The 18343-nt window shown below is 67.5% G+C and carries 15 protein-coding genes; 5 read left to right on the forward strand and 10 right to left on the reverse strand.

The window, feature by feature from the left end:
- The first annotated feature begins 141 nt into the window (after window positions 1–141).
- Window positions 142–2241: an ABC transporter ATP-binding protein/permease gene (locus ASE66_RS00105; RefSeq protein ID WP_057187549.1), complete on the forward strand. Its 2100-nt coding sequence runs from the start codon at window positions 142–144 to the stop codon at window positions 2239–2241.
- A gap of 227 nt (window positions 2242–2468) precedes the next feature.
- Here ASE66_RS00105 and ASE66_RS00110 read toward each other — a convergent pair whose 3' ends face one another.
- From ASE66_RS00110 to ASE66_RS00130, 5 genes are all read right to left on the reverse strand, one after another.
- Window positions 2469–2852, reverse strand: a complete 384-nt coding sequence (locus ASE66_RS00110; protein ID WP_244494759.1) for an META domain-containing protein — start codon at window positions 2850–2852, stop codon at window positions 2469–2471.
- Between the two features lie 272 nt (window positions 2853–3124).
- A complete protein-coding gene (gene hisG, locus ASE66_RS00115) occupies window positions 3125–4114 on the reverse strand; it encodes an ATP phosphoribosyltransferase (protein ID WP_057187551.1) in 990 nt (329 codons plus the stop codon).
- Between the two features lie 14 nt (window positions 4115–4128).
- Window positions 4129–5232: an ATP phosphoribosyltransferase regulatory subunit gene (locus ASE66_RS00120; protein ID WP_057187552.1), complete on the reverse strand. Its 1104-nt coding sequence runs from the start codon at window positions 5230–5232 to the stop codon at window positions 4129–4131.
- A gap of 214 nt (window positions 5233–5446) precedes the next feature.
- A complete protein-coding gene (gene hisS / locus ASE66_RS00125) occupies window positions 5447–7009 on the reverse strand; it encodes a histidine--tRNA ligase (protein WP_057187553.1) in 1563 nt (520 codons plus the stop codon).
- 251 nt (window positions 7010–7260) lie between these two features.
- On the reverse strand, window positions 7261–8166 hold the full coding sequence (locus ASE66_RS00130; RefSeq protein WP_057187554.1) for a LysR family transcriptional regulator: 906 nt from the start codon (window positions 8164–8166) through the stop codon (window positions 7261–7263).
- 168 nt (window positions 8167–8334) lie between these two features.
- Here ASE66_RS00130 and ASE66_RS00135 point away from each other — a divergent pair, with 168 nt between their 5' ends.
- The 4 genes from ASE66_RS00135 (at window position 8335) to ASE66_RS00150 (ending at window position 13443) form a co-directional block, all read left to right on the forward strand.
- Window positions 8335–9771: an FAD-binding oxidoreductase gene (locus tag ASE66_RS00135; protein WP_057187555.1), complete on the forward strand. Its 1437-nt coding sequence runs from the start codon at window positions 8335–8337 to the stop codon at window positions 9769–9771.
- Window positions 9768–10955, forward strand: coding sequence for an FAD-binding protein (locus ASE66_RS00140; protein ID WP_057187556.1), 1188 nt, complete (start codon window positions 9768–9770; stop codon window positions 10953–10955). The genes ASE66_RS00135 and ASE66_RS00140 overlap by 4 nt, the downstream gene beginning before the upstream one ends.
- Window positions 10956–10964: 9 nt before the next feature.
- A complete protein-coding gene (gene glcF, locus ASE66_RS00145; RefSeq protein WP_057187557.1) occupies window positions 10965–12332 on the forward strand; it encodes a glycolate oxidase subunit GlcF in 1368 nt (455 codons plus the stop codon).
- Window positions 12333–12513: 181 nt separating this feature from the next.
- Window positions 12514–13443 (forward strand): SMP-30/gluconolactonase/LRE family protein, encoded by a 930-nt coding sequence (locus tag ASE66_RS00150; protein WP_057187558.1) that lies wholly within the window; start codon window positions 12514–12516, stop codon window positions 13441–13443.
- A 3-nt stretch (window positions 13444–13446) separates the two neighbouring features.
- Here the strand turns inward: ASE66_RS00150 and ASE66_RS00155 are convergent, their stop codons facing one another.
- The 5 genes from ASE66_RS00155 to ASE66_RS33020 all read right to left on the reverse strand — a co-directional run.
- Window positions 13447–14520 (reverse strand): AbrB family transcriptional regulator, encoded by a 1074-nt coding sequence (locus ASE66_RS00155; RefSeq protein ID WP_057187559.1) that lies wholly within the window; start codon window positions 14518–14520, stop codon window positions 13447–13449.
- Window positions 14521–14620: 100 nt separating this feature from the next.
- Window positions 14621–15811, reverse strand: a complete 1191-nt coding sequence (locus tag ASE66_RS00160) for a pyridoxal phosphate-dependent aminotransferase (RefSeq protein WP_057187560.1) — start codon at window positions 15809–15811, stop codon at window positions 14621–14623.
- Between the two features lie 153 nt (window positions 15812–15964).
- On the reverse strand, window positions 15965–16381 hold the full coding sequence (gene mscL, locus ASE66_RS00165) for a large conductance mechanosensitive channel protein MscL (protein ID WP_057187561.1): 417 nt from the start codon (window positions 16379–16381) through the stop codon (window positions 15965–15967).
- 231 nt (window positions 16382–16612) lie between these two features.
- Window positions 16613–17746: an L-dopachrome tautomerase-related protein gene (locus ASE66_RS00170; protein WP_082613114.1), complete on the reverse strand. Its 1134-nt coding sequence runs from the start codon at window positions 17744–17746 to the stop codon at window positions 16613–16615.
- 12 nt (window positions 17747–17758) lie between these two features.
- The coding region (locus tag ASE66_RS33020; RefSeq protein ID WP_244494760.1) for a zinc-binding alcohol dehydrogenase family protein at window positions 17759–18343 on the reverse strand (585 nt) is incomplete at its 5' end.

The raw sequence follows: 18343 nt of genomic DNA on the forward strand, positions 1-18343 counted from the left end.
CGGAAAGCGCGCCACATCACAAAACGCTGAAAATGCGCGGCCCGGTCTTGAGCCGGGCCTTTTTTGTGCGCACGGCTGATCTACAACGCTCTCTCCGACGCAGCGCGGCTCCCGCGCTGATTCCCCGACAAGGACGACGCCATGCGCCTGTTGAGTTTCGCCATCGCCGCGCTTGCCGTGATCGCGCTCGTGGTCGGCCAGCAGAGTGGCAGCGCGGGCATCATCGGCCTCGGCGCCATCGGTCTGCCGCTGGCGTTCGCCACCTTCCGCGCTACGGCGATCAGCACCTTCCTGAAGATCTTCTCGATCATCTTCGCGGTGGAGTATGTCGTGACCGGCGCGGGCGCCGTGCTGGCGCAGGCAGGTTTCTGGCCATCCGACTGGCAGGCGATCGCGCCGCCGGCGAGCCTTCCGACGACCATCGCCGTCTTCGGCGTCCTCGTCTATGCGATCTCGTTCATCCCGGCGATCCGGCGCATCGCCAGGCTGGCCTCGCCCTATTTCGAGGCACCCGAGTCGACCGACGCCAAGATCTGGCCGATGCGACCCTTCCGGATCAGCACCGGCCATCTTGGCATCGCGCTGCTGGCCTTCCTCGTCGTGCTCAACCAGATCCAGGTCGGCATTTCTCTGCGCCTCTCCTTCTTCAACCGCGACTTCTACAACGCGATCCAGGAGAAGGACGCGCCGAGCTTCTGGTACCAGCTCATCTACGTCTTCAGCGTCTGGGCGGCGATCTCGGTGATCTCCAACCTGATCGAGATGTTCGCGAACTATACGTTGCTGATCCGCTGGCGGCGCTGGATGGCGGAGAAATTCAGCTCCGCCTGGCTGCGCAACGCCAACCACTACCGGGTCTCGCTATCCGGCACGGCCGACAACCCCGACCAGCGCATCGCGGAAGACACGCGCGCCTTCGTCAACCAGACCTACAGCTTCGCCCTGCCGCTACTGACGCAGGTTTCAACACTGGTCTCTTTCTCGATCATCCTCTGGTCGATCCCGGTCGCGAGCGTCGTCCCCGGGACGGAGATCAGCATCCCCGGCTTCATCTTCTGGATGGCGCTGATCTATTCGGTCGCCGCGACCTGGGTCGCGCATCTCATCGGCCGGCCGCTGATCGGACTGGAATTCGAGCAGGAGAAGCGCGAGGCGAACTTCCGCTACACTCTGGCGCGCCTGCGTGAATATTCCGAGCAGATCGCGCTGATGCGCGGCGAAAGCACCGAGCAGCGCCATATCAGCGAGCGCTTCGGCGACATCGTCACGAACTTCTACCGCCTGGTCTGGGCTCGGGTGAAGCTGACGACGTTCACCCTGTCCTTCGGGCAGGCCAATGTCGTGGTGCCCTACATCCTGCTCGCTCCCCATTACTTTTCGGGCAGGATCACCTTGGGCATCATGACCCAGGTCGCGTCGGCCTTCGACCGCGTCCAGACCGCGATGTCGTTCTTCATCGACCGCTACCAGTCGATCGCCTCCTATGTCGCCTCGATCAACCGCCTGACCACCTTCGAGGCCGCGATCGCCCAGGCGGAAGCCCAGGCCGCCGGCGCCGAAGGCGCGGCGATCGGCATCGCGGAGAATCCCGGCAAGGACGCGACCATCGAAACGCTGTCGCTCCACCTGCCGACCGGCAAGCCGATCGTGCAGGTGTCCGGCCTGACGCTGCCGGCCGGCCGCTCGACGCTGGTCGTCGGCCCCTCGGGCTCCGGCAAGTCGACCCTGTTCCGGGCGCTCGCCGGCATCTGGCCCTTCGGCGAAGGCAAGATCGCGACCCCGGCGGGCCAGCGCATGCTGCTCCTGCCGCAGCGCCCCTATCTGCCGCAAGGCTCCTTGCGGGCGGCGCTCGCCTACCCGGCCGAGCCCAACGCCTTCAGCGACGCCGAAATCCAGGCGGCGATGGAAAAGGTCCGGCTCGGCCATCTCGCCGACCGCCTCGACGAGGTCGACCTGTGGGGCCAGCGGCTCTCCGGCGGCGAGCAGCAGCGCCTCGCCGTGGCCCGTGCGCTGCTGACCAAACCAGACTGGCTCTTCCTCGACGAGGCGACCGCCTCGCTCGACGAGACGCTCGAAGGTGAGATCTACGCGGTGATCCGGCGCGAGCTGCCGCAGACCAGCATCGTCTCGATCGGCCACCGCTCGACGCTGCGCGCCATGCATGACGAGTTGGTCACGATGGAGAAGAATCCCGACGGCACCTTCAGCCCGAAGGCGAAGGCCATGGCGGAGGCGGGGTAACGGACAGAGAGCGCTCAGGCTCCGCCGAAGGTGCGAGCCGGGCTGCTACACCGTCATGGTCGGGCTTGTTCCGACCATCCTCCTCTTCACGTCACGGATCGAACGCGCGCTCAAGACGTGGATGCTCGCCACGAGGGCGAGCATGACGAGCTGGATCAGCGTGGTGGCCACGAACACTGGGCTCAGGCCGCCAAGCCTGCCCCGGAACCGCGTGAAAATCTCGCCCGTCAGATTCCGCGGTCGAAGCGGATTTCGCCGGCGCCCGTCTTGATGACGAGACGGCCCTCGACCAGGTCCCATTGCCGGGCGGTGCGCAGCGCCATCAGGAAGCCGCGCTCGAAATCCGAGGCGCCCTTGTCGCAGGCCGTCTTGGTGACGGCGATCGGGCCGACGGCGAAAGCCTGCTGGCGCAGCGGATACGCCGAGGCCGAGAAGGTGTTGCAGCCGGCGAAGCCGGTGCCACGCAGATTGGAGTCGACCTTCAGCGTGGCACGGTAGCCGGTGATCGGCTTGCCATTCATCTGGATCGCCGTCCAGGAGGCGTCGAGCGGGAAATTCTTCTCCTGCTTCGTTGGCGGAGCCTGCTGCGGCTGCTCACCACGAGGAGGCATCTGCTGACGCCCCTGGGCAAGCGCATCGGCCACCAGCATGGGCGACAGGGAGAGAGCGAGGGCGGCCAGGAGGCCAAGGCGCGACTGCGTATTCAACTGGTCCAGACCCCGATTGGAAAGAGCGCGACGGCCCGAAGGAGAACCTGACACTCCCCACTGCACCGATCGCGGTGGCGAGCGCAAGTCTCGATCGCACCACTCTTGGTGAGACTTGCACCGAAATCGCCTCACATGGGCGACTTACCCCGACATTGCGTCGGGAATCGGACAAGTCAGATGCGCGCCAGCAGCCGCTCGATCAGAGGATTGGAGCGGCGGAAGACATAATCGAGCGTCCGCACGGTGATGTCGTCCGCACCCGCCTTGCTCAGTTCCTCGACCAGCGGGAACACCGCCTTGCGCGGGCAATGCAGGGTGACGACGCCGTCGCTGCCGGCCGCGCCGAAGGGCAGCCGCGCACCGAGCCGATGGGCGATCTCGCCGAGCCGCTGCGGCGAGACGGCGTTGAGCACGGCGCGGACCTCGCGCAGCGAACGCGCCTCCTCTTCCGCCGCGATGCGCGACAGGATGGCGGCCGCGGCATCCCGCGCCTGCGTACCCCAGGGCGCGCGCACGGAGGCGACGAGATTGGCCTCCGAGGCCAGGATCACGCCGTCGTCGAGCACCTTGAGTGCGTTCGCCGCCAGCGTCGCGCCGGTGGTCGTGATGTCGACGACGATCTCGGCGGTGCCGGCAGCCGGAGCACCCTCGGTTGCGCCCAGGCTCTCGACGATACGGTAATCGGCGAGGCCGTGATTGGCGAAGAAGCGCCGGGTCAGGTTCACGTATTTTGTGGCGACGCGCAGCTTGCGGCCGTTGCGGGCGCGCATGGTCGCGGCGACGTCGTCGAGATCGGCCATGGTGCGGACATCGATCCAGGCCTGCGGCACGGCGACGACGACATTGGCCTGGCCGAAGCCGAGCGGCGCCAGCATCACCATGCTCGCATCGGCATCGGCGACCTGCTCGCGCACCAGATCCTCGCCGGTGATGCCGAGATGGGCGGCGCCCGAAGAGAGCTGCGCGACGATCTCGGAGGCCGAGAGATAGGCGACCTCGGCCCCGCCGAGCCCGGCGATCTGCCCGCGATACTCGCGCTGGCCCCGCGCCTGCACGAAGGAGAGGCCGGCACGGCCGAAGAAGGCGGTGGCATTCTCCTGCAGGCGCCCCTTGGAGGGAACGGCGAGGACCAGCGGCGCGTCGGTGATTGGGTTCTGCGTCATTGTCTCCGCCCCGCTCATGCCTTGCCTCCCGCCAGGCGGTCGAGCCAGAGCGAGGCACCGACGGCCGGCACTGCCGCTGGCGCACCGAGGCGCTGCAGCACACCGTCATAGCGGCCGCCGCCCGCGATCGGCTTCAGATCCGGCCGGGCCGGGTCGTGCAATTCAAAGATGAAGCCGGTGTAGTAGTCGAGATTGCGGGCAAAGCCGGCCGAGAAGGAGATCGCGGCGACATCGACGCCGCGCGCAGCGAGGAAGCCGGTGCGCTCGTCGAAGGCGTCGAGCGCGGCGGCAAGATCGAGCCCGGCCTCACCGGCGAGCTTGCGCCAGGCGGTGGAGGCGCCGTCCGGATCGCCGGCGATTGCCAGCGCATGCGCGATCACGCCGCTCGCCTCGCCATTGACCGGATTATCGCGCTCGGCCGCCCGCGCCAGGAAGCGCTCGGCGATGTCGCCGGCCGAGCGGCCGCCGACGGTCGAGATACCGGCGATCGAGAGCACGTCCTCGACGAAAGCGCGCGCCGCCTTGGGGTCCTGCCCCTCCAGCGCCTTGAGCAGGCCGGCATGGGCGTGCTCGACCTCGTTCAGCGGCGGCTCGAGCGCGGCGACGGCATCGGCCCCCTTGCCCTGCGCGACGGCGCGCATCAGCCGGCGGCGAGCGGCCTGCGGCACGCCGAGCCGGTCGAGCAGCGCGGTGAGCAGCGCGACATCGCCCATCAGCAGGCGCGGCCGGCTCAGGCCGAGCGCAGCGGCGGATTCGACCGTCAGCGCCATGATCTCGGCGTCGGCGGCGGCGAAATCGCTGCGGCCGAAGGATTCAAGGCCAGCCTGGGCGAACTCGTTCGGCTCGTTCGCGCGCATGCGAAAGACCGGGCCGGCATAGGCATAGGACGCCGGCTCGCTGGCATGGGCAGCGATATGGGCCAGCGCCACCGGGATGGTGTATTCCGGCCGCAGGCACCATTCACGCCCGTCATCGTCCTGCGTCAGGAAGATGCGGCGGCGGATATCCTCGCCGGAGAGATCGAGGAAGGGCTCGACCGGCTGCAGGATCGCCGGCTCGGCACGCCGATAGCCCTCGCGCTCGAACGGCGCGATCACGGTCTCGAGCTTTGAGCGCATGGCCGGCACTTTTCAAACACCCTGTTGCGGCGCCGTCCTAGCAGGGGTGCGCGCGATTTTCGACGGTTTTTAGGGAATTGGGTGAACGGGAATCGGAAGAGCGCGTGAACCGCCACACTTCCTTCCCTTCTCCCGGATGGGAGAAGGTGGCCCGGAGGGCCGGATGAGGGACCGCCGGTGCTTCAGCTTGCGGCGGCNNNNGGTTCCCCGCGCCTCAGGCGTAGCGTGCGAGCACGTCCCTCACCGCCTGGACCAAATCCTCGATCTTTGCCACGATCTGCGCCTGCGCCTGTCGCTCCTTGTGCTCGGCGGAATCCTTCACGTCGCGGCTCGCGGCGGCGAGCTCGGCGCCGAGGATCAGGTCCTTGATCACGACCGTGCCGGCCTCGCGCTCCGAGGAGCCCTGGATCACCGCGCAAACCGCGCCGCGGCGGTCGGCATATTTCATCTGGGCGTTGAAGCCGGACGAGCCGAGATAGAGGTCGGCCCGGCAGAGCGGCTTATCATTCTCATCCTTCGCCTGCCGAAGCTGCGCGACGAATGCCTGATAGGCCGGCGTGAACTCCGGCGACTTGTTGTCCATCGCGGTGACGACGACGAGCGGCAACTCGTTCTTCTGGTCGACGATCGGCGACTTCACCGCCTTCAGCGCGGAATAGAGCCGCGAGACGCCGATCGAGAAGCCGGTCGCCGGCACGGGCTCGGGCCGGAAGCGGCCGACGAGCCCGTCATAGCGCCCGCCGCCGGCAACCGAGCCGAAGCGCACGACCTGGCCGTCCTCATTGGTGACCGGGAAGGTCAGCTCCACCTCGTAGACCGGGCCGGTATAGTATTCGAGGCCGCGGACGATCGATGGGTCGATGATGACCCGACCGAGATAGCCGGCGGCCGTCACAAGCTCCCGGATCTGTTCGAGTTCCTCGATGCCAGACTTGCCGTTCTCCGCGCCTTCGACCAGTTTGCCCAGCTCCGCGACGGCCTCCGCGGACAGCTCGGCAGACCGGGCGCTGTCAGATGCAGTCGACTTGCCGAGATCCGCCAGACGCTGGCCGACGGCGAGATAACGCAGGATCGTCTCGGCCTGCGCCTCGGACAAGCCTGCGCCCTTGGTGAAGTCGCCGCTCTCGTCCTTGCGCCCGTCGCGCAGGAGCTTGCGGATCTCGTCGAGCGGGAACTTGTCGGCCTTGTCGATCGCGCGCAGGACCGTCAGGCGCGTGCCCTGCTCGATGCCGGCGGCATCCATCACCCCGTCGAGCACCTTGCGGTTGTTGACCTTGACGACGTAGTCGCCGCGCTTGATGCCGAGCTTCTCCATCGTGTCGGCCGCCAACATGCAGATCTCGGCATCGGCCGCGACGCTGCCGGAGCCGACGATGTCGGCGTCGAACTGCATGAACTGACGGAAGCGTCCCGGGCCCGGCTTCTCGTTGCGGAAGACGTAGCCGGCGCGGTAGCTGCGATAGGGCTTCGGCAGCGCATCGAAATTCTCGGCGACATAGCGGGCGAGCGGCGCCGTCAGGTCATAGCGCAGCGAGAGCCACTGCTCGTCATCGTCCTGGAAGGAGAAGACGCCCTCGTTGGGCCGGTCCTGATCCGGCAGGAACTTGCCGAGCGCATCGGTGTACTCGACGAAGGGCGTCTCGACCGGATCGAAACCGTAGAGCGAGAAGCTCTCGCGGATCACGCCGAGCATGCGCTCGGTGGCGGCGACGTCGGCCGGGCCGCGGTCGACGAAACCACGCGGCTGGCGGGCCTTCAGCTTGGCAGGAGCGGACATGGATGGCGCGTCTCGAACGTTGGAATGCGGGAATTGACTTTGGCGAGCGGGTTAGCCCGCTGAGCCGCCAGGGGCAAGGCGCAGCACGTCATTCCGGGACTTCGCGCAGCGAAGGGCCCGGAACCCAGAACGGATATCCTATCCCGAGAAGCTGACCGATCGCCTCATTTCAACGAGGAATCGTATCGGTTCTGGATTCCGGGCTCAGGCCTTCGGCCTGCCCCGGAATGACGGACGGCTCTGCAGTTGGCTCACAATGTCAGGCCGTCATCCCAATACGGCGTCGCGCCATAGAGCTCGGCGAGATAGTCGACGAAGGCGCGCACCTTCTGCTCCATGTGCCGGCGGCTCGGATAGACCGCGTAGACGGCGACGCGCTTGCCGACGGAATAAGCCGGCAGCACCCTGACGAGCGCCCCCGATTTCAGCTCCGGACCGACATCCCAGGTCGAGCGCAGGGCGATGCCGACACCCGCCAGCAGCGCCTCGCGCACCACCTCGCTGGAGTTCGTGCGCAGCGGCCCGGCGATCCGGACCGCCACCTGACCCTCCGGCCCGTCGAGACGCCATTGGTCGGCATTATGGGCGATCAGGGTGTGGCGCGACAGGTCCGCGATCGCCTCGGGGGTGCCATGGGCGGAGAGATAGCCCGGCGTCGCGCAGAGCACGCGGTGGTTCGGCGCCAGTCGCTTGGCCACCAGACTGGAATCGCGCAAATCGGCGATCCGTATCGCCAGGTCGAAGCCGTCGGCGACGATATCGACGAAGGCGTCGCTCAGGATCAGCTCGACATTCACCGCCGGATTGGCGTCGAGGAAGGGCTTGAGATGCGGCGCGACATGCATGCGCCCGAACGAGGTCGGCGCCGAGACGCGCAAGGTTCCGCGCGCCTGGCCGGCGCCACTGGCGACCCAGGCCTCCGCCTCCTCGATCGAGCCGAGGATCGAGACGACCCGCTCATAGAAGCCCTGGCCGGCCTCGGTCAGCGCGAGCTGGCGCGTGGTGCGCTGGAGCAGTCGCACGCCGAGCCGGTCCTCCAGGCGGCGAATCCGCTTGGAGATGACCGCCGGCGAGAGGTTGAGCTCGCGAGCCGCGGCGGACATGCTCTTGGCCGTGACGACATGGGCGAAGACGTCGAGGTCGCCGAACCGATCCATCCACCCTCCATCTTTTCTCTTTTGGAAACAATCATGCACGTTACTCGCGCTGCGCCCCATGTGGAAGTATTCTAGAGTCGCCCGGATGCGTGTAGCTCCCATCCTTCCAGGCGCGGCCCGCGGCCGCTGCTCGGGATGGGCGCTGGAGAGGACGGAGGACGGAATTTCATGAGTGCGATTGCCTTTCCGACGCCCGATGCCGGCATCCTCGCCCGCCGCGACGCGATTCTCGCCGGGCTCAGCCTGCTGGTCGCGCCCGATGCGCTGATCACCTCCGAGGATGAGCGCCGTCCCTACGAGACCGATGCGCTGACCGCCTATCGCCGCATGCCGCTCGCCGTCGTGCTGCCCTCGACCACGCGGGAGGTCGCGGCGGTGCTGCGCTATTGCGGCGAGCAGGGCGTGCCGGTGGTGCCGCGCGGCGCCGGCACCTCGCTCGCCGGCGGGGCGATCCCGCAGGAGGATGCGGTGGTGATCGGCGTCTCCAAGATGAACCGCATCCTCGAGATCGACTACGCCAACCGCGTCGCCAGGGTGCAGGCCGGCGTCACCAATCTCGCCGTCACCGGCGCGGTCTCGGACGACGGCTTCTTCTACGCGCCCGACCCGTCCTCGCAGCTCGCCTGCTCGATCGGCGGCAATATCGGGATGAACTCCGGCGGCGCGCATTGCCTGAAATACGGCGTCACCACCAATAATGTGCTCGGCGTCACTTTGGTCATGCTTGACGGGAGCATTGTCGAGATCGGCGGCGGCCATCTCGATGCGCCCGGCTACGACCTGCTCGGCCTGATCGTCGGCTCGGAAGGCCAGCTCGGCATCGTCACCGAGGCAACGGTGCGCATCCTGCGGCAGGCTGAGGGCGCGCGCCCCGTGCTGTTCGGCTTCCCGACCAGCGTCGAGGCCGGCGCAGCGGTCGCCGCCATCATCGGCGCCGGGATCATCCCGGTCGCGATGGAATTCATGGACAAGCCGGCGATCGAGATCTGCGAGGCCTTCGCCCATGCCGGCTACCCGATGGATTGCGGCGCGCTGCTGATCATCGAGGTCGAGGGCTCGGAGGCCGAGATGGACGCCCAGCTCGCCCGCATCGTCTCGATCGCCCGCGAACATGGCGTCGGCACGGTCAAGGAGAGCAAGTCGGCGATGGAGACGGCGGCGATCTGGAAAGGCCGTAAATCCGCCTTCGGCGCGACCGGCCGCATCGCCGACTATATCTGCATGGACGGGACGATCCCGACCGGGCAACTACCCTTCGTGCTCGAGCGCATGGATGAGATCGTCAAGGGCTATGGCCTGCGCGTCGCCAATGTCTTCCATGCCGGCGACGGCAATCTCCACCCGCTGATCCTCTACAACTGCAACGATCCGGTCGAGGCGCAGAAGGCGGAGGACGCCGGTAACGACATCCTCAAGCTCTGCGTCGAGGTCGGCGGCTGCCTGACCGGCGAGCACGGGGTCGGTATCGAGAAGCGTGATCTGATGACCGTGCAGTTCAACGAGGCCGACCTGCATCAGCAGATGCGGGTCAGGGCGGTGTTCGATCCGCACTGGCTGATGAACCCGGCGAAGGTCTTCCCGCTCGAAGGCCGGATTGCCGCGTGATGCTCCACACTCCCACCACCGAAGCGCAGGCCTGCGCCGTCGTCGCCTCGATCGTCGAGGCGCGCGTTCCGCTCGCCATCCGCGGCGGCGGCACCCGCACCGGCCTTGGCCGCCCTGACAACGCCGTCAGCACCATCTCCAGTGCCGGGCTCTCCGGCATCACCCTCTACGAGCCGGCCGAGATGGTGATCGGCGCCAAAGCCGGCACGCCCCTGCAGTTGATCGAGGAGACGCTGGCCGCGCGCGGCCAGATGCTGACTTTCGAGCCGATGGACCACCGCACTCTGTTCGGCACGGAAGGCGAGCCGACGATCGGCGCCGTCGCGGCCGGCAACATCTCCGGTCCGCGCCGGATCAACGCCGGCGCCGCCCGCGACTCCCTGATCGGCATCAAGCTGATCAATGGCCGCGGCGAGCTGGTGAAATCCGGCGGGCGGGTGATGAAGAACGTCACCGGGCTCGACCTCGTCAAGCTCGTCGCCGGCAGCTTCGGCACGCTCGGCTTCCTCACCGAGGTGACCTTCCGCGTGCTGCCGCGACCGGAGCGCGTCGTCACGCTGATCTGGGAGGATCTCGCCGACGAGACGGCGGTGGCGCTGCTCTCCGCCGCGCTCGGCTCGCCCTTCGAGCCGATGGCCGCAGCCCATCTGCCGGCCGGGATCGGCGCGGAGCAGGCACGCACGCTGCTCAGGCTGGAGAATTTCTCCGCCTCGATCAGCTATCGCGCCGCCGAGCTCGCCCGCCTACTGAAGGCCCATGGCCGGCCCGAGCTGGTCGAGGGCCGCGCCTCTGAGGCGCTCTGGCGCGAGGTCAGGGATGCCGCCTTCTTCGCCGGCACACAGGACGCCGTCTGGCGGCTCTCGCTCGCGCCGACGAACGGGCCGAAGGCGACCGCCGCGATCGCACGCACCGTGCCGGGCGCGCGCTGGTTCTATGATTGGGGCGGCGGCCTCGTCTGGCTCGCGGTGCCGGCGGATGGCGATGCCGGGGCCGCCGCGATCCGCGCGACCCTGAAGCCGCTCGGCGGCCATGCGACGCTGGTGCGGGCGGCCGATGCGGTGCGCGCCGTCGTCCCCGTGTTCGAGCCGCTGTCCGAGCCGCTGATGCGGGTGACCGCCGGCATCAAGAAGAGCTTCGATCCGGAGGGCGTGTTCGAGCCCGGCCGGATGTATGCGGGCATTTGAGAGCCGACCATGCAGACCAACTTCACGCCCGAGCTTCTTGCCTCCGATCCGCGTCTTCCGGCCTCCGAGAAGATCCTGCGCACCTGCGTGCATTGCGGCTTCTGCACCGCGACCTGCCCGACCTATCTCCTGCTCGGCGACGAGCTCGATTCCCCGCGCGGACGCATCTACCAGATCAAGGACATGCTGGAGAACGACCGGCCGGCGACACCGGAGGTGGTCAAGCATATCGACCGCTGTCTCTCCTGCCTGTCCTGCATGACCACCTGCCCCTCCGGCGTGCACTACATGCACCTGGTCGACCATGCCCGCGCCCATATCGAGGAAACCTATCAGCGCCCGGCCGCCGACCGGACGCTGCGGGCCATCCTCTCGGCGGTCCTGCCCTATCCCGGCCGCTTCCGCTTCGCCATGCTGGCGGCCCGCCTCGGCAAGCCGCTCGCCGGGGCGCTCGGGACGCTGCCCGTCATCGGCGCCAGGCTGAAGGCGATGCTGGCGCTCGCGCCCTGGAGCCTGCCCGACCGCTCGACGATGGAGGGACCGGCCTCCTTCCCGGCGGAGGGTGAGCGGCGCAGGCGCGTCGCCATGCTTTCGGGCTGCGCCCAGCCGGTGCTCGACCCCGGCATCAACGAGGCGACGATCCGCCTGCTCACCCGCCACGGCGTCGAGGTGGTGCTGCCCAAGGGCGAAGGCTGCTGCGGCGCTCTCGTCCACCATATGGGCCGCGAGGATGACGCGCTCGCCTTCGCCCGCACCAATATCGACGCCTGGATGGCCGAGATCGAAGGCGAGGGACTGGATGCCATCCTGATCACGGCCTCGGGCTGCGGCACGACGATCAAGGATTACGGCTTCATGTTCCGCAACGAGCCGGCCTATGCCGAGAAGGCGGCGAAGGTTTCGGCGCTGGCCAAGGACGTGACCGAGTTCGTCGAGACGCTGGAGCTCGCGCCGGTCCGAAGCTTCGACCTTACGGTAGCCTATCACTCCGCCTGCTCGATGCAGCACGGCCAGCAGCTCAAGGACGGGCCGAAGCGCCTGCTGACGCGCGCCGGGTTCCGCGTGAAGGAGGTGCCGGAAGGCCATATCTGCTGCGGCTCGGCTGGCGTCTACAACATCCTCCAGCCCGAGATCGCCGGGCAGTTGCGCGAGCGCAAGGTCGGCAACATCCAACGTACGAAGCCGGACCTTGTCGCCACCGGCAATATCGGCTGCATCACCCAGATCGCGAAGGGTTTCGCCGACCGCGGCGCGACCACGCCGATCCTGCACACCGCCGAACTGCTCGACTGGGCGACCGGTGGGCCGCTGCCTGCAAGACTGGCGAAGGCCGGGATTGAGGAGGCGATTCCACCCGGAGTCGTCGCGGCGGAGTGACCGGCCGCGTGCCGCGTCACATTCATCCCTGAGAGAAGGAAGCCGTGGGCAGGCCGCCACCTCACAAGAAAGCCCCGTCTCAGGCCCAAGAATGACGCCCGGACATGCTGCCCCTGTGCTTCACGCGATTGCCTCGGCCACTTCAATCGCCGATCTTGCCGCTCCGCCAGGGAGGACAGGCATGACGTTCGGCTTCATCGAGGGTTTTCGCGTCGAGGTGCTCGACCCGCGCTTCCATCGGATCGTGCCCGGCTCGGCCCGGATGGAGAGGCTATGGACCGGGGCGCGCTGGTCGGAAGGCCCCGCGTGGTTCCCTGCGCACCAGACGCTGGTCTGGTCGGACATCCCGAACGACCGGATGCTGCGCTTCGACGCGCTCACCGGCCAGGTCGGCGTCTTCCGCCAGCCGGCGCGCAATTCGAACGGCAACACCGTCGACAGGCAAGGTCGGCTCGTGACCTGCGAGCATGGCGGACGGCAGGTGACGCGTACCGAGCATGACGGCTCGGTCACCGTGCTGGCGAGCCATTACCAGGGCAAGCGCCTGAACTCGCCCAATGATGTGGTGGTGAAGTCGGATGGCTCGATCTGGTTCACCGATCCTGATTACGGCATCCTCACCGACTATGAGGGCGACAAGGCGCAGAGCGAGATCGGCCGCTGCAATGTCTACCGCATCGATCCGCAAAGCGGTGAGGTGACCATCGCCGCCGACGATTTCGTCAAGCCGAACGGGCTCGCCTTCTCGCCCGACGAGAGCGCGCTCTACATCGCCGACACCGGCGCGAGCCACGATCCGGAGAACGGGCCGCGCCATATCCGCAAGCTCGCGGTGACCGGCGACGGCAAGACGCTCGGAGCCTCTTCGATCTTCGCCACCTGCACGAACGGGCTGTTCGACGGCTTCCGCTTCGACGTCGCCGGCCGGCTCTGGAGCAGCGCCGCCGACGGCATCCATGTCTACGATCCGGACGGCACGCTGATCGGCAAGGTGCTCGTGCCGGAGGTGGTCGCCAATCTCTGCTTCGGCGGGCCGAAGCGGAACCGGCTGTTCATCTGCGGCACGACCTCGCTCTACGCGCTGATGACGCACACCAACGGCGCGGCCTGAGCCTCAGCCGCCGTCCACCGGCTTCTCCGGCTTTATCCAGCCGACGAGGAAGGGCATCAGCAGCCCGAGCAGCATGAAGCGCGTCAGATGGTGCGCGCCGACATAGAGCGGATCGAGCCCCATGGCGAAGGCGAGCATCGCCATCGCCTCGAGCCCGCCCGGGGCGAAGGCCGCCATGGCGCTGGCATAAGGCACGCCGGCGAGCCAGGCGGCCGGCCAGGCGAAAGCGAAGGCGACCGCCATCGAGACGACGAAGCCGCCGATCGCGAGCGGGAACAGCGCCGCGACCTCGCCGCGCTTGAGATTGGAGACGCGCCCGCCCATGGCGGCGCCGAGCATCACCATCACCGCGATCGCGATCTCCGGCGGCATGGTGCCGTGGACGATGCCGGCACCGTGCAGCACCGCGCTCGCCAGGGTCGCCCCGAGGATGAAGGGCGCGGTGACCCCGATCCGCTCGAAGACCAGCCCGGTGACCAGCCCGCTGCCGAGCAGCAGCGCCATGTCGCCGACGCTCGCGATCACAACAGGCGGCGGCAAAGCGAGCGGAACGCCGCCGCTGCTCAGCTTCATGATGCTGGGCAGCACCGCGACCAGGACGAGGATGCGGAAGAGCTGGATCGCCGCGATGCGACCGATATTGGCGCCCTTGTCCTGCGCCACCGAGATCACGGCCGATAGCGCGCCGGGCGCCGCCGCCAGTAGTGAATCGATCCAGCTCCAGCGTGCGACGAAGCGCAGATAGGCGCCGGTCGCCGCCATGATCGCGAGCAGGCCGACGACCAGCACGAGCAGCGAGCCAGGATAGCGCGCCGTCGCGGCGAGTGCTTCCGGCGTCGCGGCCGAGCCGATCAGCGCGCCCGACATCACCATGGTCGAATCGAACCAGGGCCGGCGCAGATCGGGCAGCGGGCGGGTGATGCCGAGGATGGAGACCAGCAGCATCGAGCCCGAGAGCCAGGCCGCCGGAACGTCGAGCAGGGCGAAGATCGTGCCGCCGACCGTCGCGCAAGCGATCACCGCCGCTTCACGCGACAGGGTGCGCAGATGATAGGGGACGTAGCTCGGGACGGCCATGACGCTCGCGATGCGCCATGCGTGCGCAATGTCGCATCAATGCCGGCCGCCGGCCCTCAGGTCAAACGCCCCCAGCGCAAGCGGGCCATGACACTGGCGGTCAGACCGCAAGTGCCTTCTGCAAACGCGCCACCGCCTCGTGGAGGTCCGAAGCCTTGCGGGCGAAGCAGAATCTGAGACCGGTCTCGCCGCCGGGGCCGAAGGCGGTGCCCGGCGCCAGGCCGACATTGGCCTTGTCGACCAGCTCGAGCGCCAACTTGCGGGAATCGGTCCAGCCATCGACGCTGAAGAACTGGTAGAAGGCGCCGTCCGGTGCCTGCAAGGCCACGCGGTTGGTCGCCTTCAACCCCTCGGCGACGATGCGCCGGCCTTCGGTGGCGCGGGCGATCTGCTCGGCGACAAAAGGCTCGCCCTCCTCCAGCGCTGCAATCGCGGCGCGCTGGACGAAGACCGGGGAGCCGGAGGTCGAGTACTGGATCAGGTTCTCGACGATCTGGCCGAAGGCCGGCGGCACCTCGATCCAGCCGACGCGCCAGCCGGTCATCGCCCAGTTCTTCGAGAAGGTCTGGACGAAGAGGACGCGGTCCTCCTGCTCCATCACGTCGTGGAAGGAAGCTGCGCGGGCTGAGCCGTCATAGACGAAGCGGGCATAGATCTCGTCGGCGATGATCCAGATGCCGTGTTTGCGGGCGATGGCGAGGATCGCGGCGAGCTCGTCGCGTGTCGCTGTCCAGCCGGTCGGGTTAGCCGGCGAGTTGATGACGAAGGCGCGGGTGCGCGGCGAAATCGCCGCTTCGAGCTTCTCAAGGTCGAGCGTGAAGCGCCCGTCCTTGAACTGCATCGGCACGCAGACCGGATTGGCGCCGGCGATGCCCATGGCGGCGGCGAAATTCGGCCAGGCCGGGGTCGGGATGATCAGTTCGTCGCCGACGCCGGCGATAAGCCGAACCGCGATCTGGACCGACTGCATGCCGGAACCGGTGACGTAGAAGCGGTCCATGGCGAAGGGGCGGCCATAGAGCGCGGTGTGATAGCGCGCCAGCGCCTCGCGCAGCTCCGGGATGCCGCGCTGCCAGGTGTAGAAGGTCTCGCCCTCGGCCAGCGACTTGTTGGCGGCGCGGACGATGAACTCGGGCGTCGGAAGATCGCCCTCGCCGACCCAGAGCGGGATCAGCCCGGGCTTGAGCCGGCCGTGGTTGACGACCTCGACGATGCCGCTCTCGGGCGCGTTGCGCGCCTCGGGGCGCAGGTCGGCGATCAGGCTGGTGCCGGCCGGTGCGTGCATGTTCATAGGCGATCCTTCGGGCGATCATTCGCAAGAAAACATGCAGGCCAATCTAACGCAGATCGCGCCGGGGCGGCATGAATTGACGAGATCGACCCGATCGGTCGCAGTGATGGATCGCAGGGCGCGACCGACGGCCAGGCGCGCCCCGCGAAGGCGTCAGGCCTTCTGCTTCAGCAGGTCGCGGATCTCGGCTAGCAGGGCAATGTCCTGCGGCGGAGCCACCGGCTCGGCCGGCTTGGCCGCTTCCCTGCGCCGGAGCGTGTTGATTCCCTTGACGACCAGGAACAGCACGAAGGCGATGATCAGGAAGTTGACCGCAATGGTGAGGAAGTTGCCATAGGCGAGGACGGCGCCCTGCTTCTTGGCATCGACGAGGACCGGCGAATTGACGGCCTTGTTGAGGCCGAGGAAATAGTTGGAGAAATCGACGCTGCCGATCGCGCCGATCAGCGGCATGATGATGTCGCCGACGAGCGATTCGACGATCCTGCCGAAGGCGGCGCCGATGATCACGCCGATGGCGAGGTCGACGACATTGCCCTTCAGGGCAAACTCCTTGAATTCCTTGATCATAGCGCGCCTTTCCGAATGTTTGGCCAGTCTTCGGCATCACGCTGCGCAATGCCGCCCCTGCCCGTACGCTAGACTACCGGCACTGGCGGTGGAAACAGCTTTCCGGCCGTTTTCCTCGGCCTTTCTCTCGGAAAAGACGGATTCCAGGCTGCGATCATCCACTATGCGAAGGTCGAGCGACGACGAACGCTGCGGCAGCGATCCCAGCCCTGCCGCAGCGCCCCGCCCTGCTCAGTGCCCGATCCGGCCGGGTGCCAGAGGCTTGAAGCGGAAGATGTAATAGGGCGCCTTGTTCGAACCCTTGCTGTCGTTGAACAGGGCGGCCTGGGCGAGCTGCGCAGCCGAGACATACATGAAGCCGTCCGGCGAATAGCTGACGCCGTCGGGCCAATGTAGTGCCTCGTGCACGGCGAAGCGCCGGTACTGGCGGCCCTCGGCCGGGATGACGCCGACCGCCCTCGCCTCCACTTCGGTCAAATAGAGATTGCCCTTGGCGTCGAGCGAAAAGCCGCCATTGTTCGGCTTGGCGGCATAGCGCTCGACCTTGCCGCCAAGCTCGGCATCGCTCAGCCGCTCGTCGATGAGATCGGCGATCCGCAGGCGATAGACGCTCGTGCCGCTGAGCGGGGCGTAATAGAGCCAGCGGAACTCCTTATCCGCCGCGATGCCGTCGGCACCGACCTTGATCACGGCCGGCTTGCCGTCCTTGCCCGGCACGGTCAGGTCCTTGCCCTCGACCGTGATCGGCCGATCCTCCGGCTTCGTGGTAGCATGGCCCTGGAGCACCCGGCGCGCTCCCCCGGTATCCATGTCGACCACGACCAGCGCCGCCTTGCTGCCGTCACCGCCCGGCCCGATGCCCTCGTCGGCGATGTAGAATTTGCGATTCTTCAGGTCGACGACGAAGTCGTTGTGCTGCGATTCCGGCAGCGAGGCCGGCGCCGGGATGTAGTAAATCCGGTGCAGGCGGTTGCGCTTGCTGTCCCAACCGACGAGCTTCGGCGTCAGGGGCGTGCGCTGACCCATATCCATCATCCAGATGATGCCGTTCTCGTCGCCGCGCAGGCCAAGCACGCTGTCGAGATAGCGGTCGGTGCCCCGCCGCGGCGTGTTCCAGCTCGCATCCGGGAACGGCTTGAACGATTTGCGGTCCGGATTGAGCTCGGCGACGCGGATATCCGGCGCGAAGAAGGGGTGATGACTGAAGATCACACGCTTGTCGGGCGTGAAGGTGATGTTGCCGACCGCCTGGGGCAGCTCGGCGAAGATCTCGGCCTTCACCGGCTCCGTGGGTTGTTGGGCTCGCGCGGCTTGAGGCGCCGCGAGGAGGCCAGCCGCGATCGCGACTTTCAGAACATTGTGCATGGTTGCCTCCTCTCAGAAGCCTTCGAGGACGATCTTGCCCCTGGCCTTGCCGCTTTCGAGCAAGGCGTGGGCGCGCTTGAGATTGGCGGCATCGATCCTGCCGAAATGCTCGCCGAGCGTGGTCCTGAGCTTGCCGGCATCGACCATGGCGCTGACCTCGTTCAGCAGCTCGTGCTGCGCGATCATGTCGGCGGTACCGAACAGCGAGCGCGTGAACATCAGCTCCCAGTGCAGCGAGACGCTCTTGCGCTTAAGCTTCATCACGTCGATCGGCTCGGGATCGTCGATCAGCCCGAAGCGGCCTTGCGGCGCGATCAGCTCGACGATCTCGTCGAAATGCCGGTCGGTCTGGGTCGTGGAGAAAACGAAGGCCGGCGCGCCGATGCCGAGCGCGGCGATCTGGGCAGCGAGCGGCCTGGTATGGTCGACGACATGGTCGGCGCCGAGCTCCTTGACCCAGGCCTGTGTTTCCGGCCGCGAGGCGGTGGCGATCACCGTGACGTCGCTGAGTTGCTTGGCGAGCTGGATCGCTATCGAGCCGACGCCGCCGGCCCCGCCGATGATGAGGAGCGCGTTCGCAGCCCCCGGAACCGGCTT

The organism is Allobosea sp. Root483D1 (assembly GCF_001429505.1).
GTDB lineage: Bacteria > Pseudomonadota > Alphaproteobacteria > Rhizobiales > Beijerinckiaceae > Allobosea.

What these genes read in the sequence shown, in the direction of transcription:
- ASE66_RS00130 (WP_057187554.1), bottom strand. Translation starts at nt 8,166, where the DNA reads ATGGATCGGTTCGGCGACCTCGACGTCTTCGCCCATGTCGTCACGGCC.
- ASE66_RS00160 (WP_057187560.1), bottom strand. Translation starts at nt 15,811, where the DNA reads ATGAACATGCACGCACCGGCCGGCACCAGCCTGATCGCCGACCTGCGC.
- ASE66_RS00110 (WP_244494759.1), bottom strand. Translation starts at nt 2,852, where the DNA reads ATGCCTCCTCGTGGTGAGCAGCCGCAGCAGGCTCCGCCAACGAAGCAG.
- ASE66_RS00170 (WP_082613114.1), bottom strand. Translation starts at nt 17,746, where the DNA reads ATGCACAATGTTCTGAAAGTCGCGATCGCGGCTGGCCTCCTCGCGGCG.
- hisS (WP_057187553.1), bottom strand. Translation starts at nt 7,009, where the DNA reads ATGTCCGCTCCTGCCAAGCTGAAGGCCCGCCAGCCGCGTGGTTTCGTC.
- ASE66_RS00155 (WP_057187559.1), bottom strand. Translation starts at nt 14,520, where the DNA reads ATGGCCGTCCCGAGCTACGTCCCCTATCATCTGCGCACCCTGTCGCGT.
- ASE66_RS00120 (WP_057187552.1), bottom strand. Translation starts at nt 5,232, where the DNA reads ATGCGCTCAAAGCTCGAGACCGTGATCGCGCCGTTCGAGCGCGAGGGC.
- ASE66_RS00135 (WP_057187555.1), top strand. Translation starts at nt 8,335, where the DNA reads ATGAGTGCGATTGCCTTTCCGACGCCCGATGCCGGCATCCTCGCCCGC.
- ASE66_RS00105 (WP_057187549.1), top strand. Translation starts at nt 142, where the DNA reads ATGCGCCTGTTGAGTTTCGCCATCGCCGCGCTTGCCGTGATCGCGCTC.
- glcF (WP_057187557.1), top strand. Translation starts at nt 10,965, where the DNA reads ATGCAGACCAACTTCACGCCCGAGCTTCTTGCCTCCGATCCGCGTCTT.
- mscL (WP_057187561.1), bottom strand. Translation starts at nt 16,381, where the DNA reads ATGATCAAGGAATTCAAGGAGTTTGCCCTGAAGGGCAATGTCGTCGAC.
- hisG (WP_057187551.1), bottom strand. Translation starts at nt 4,114, where the DNA reads ATGACGCAGAACCCAATCACCGACGCGCCGCTGGTCCTCGCCGTTCCC.
- ASE66_RS00150 (WP_057187558.1), top strand. Translation starts at nt 12,514, where the DNA reads ATGACGTTCGGCTTCATCGAGGGTTTTCGCGTCGAGGTGCTCGACCCG.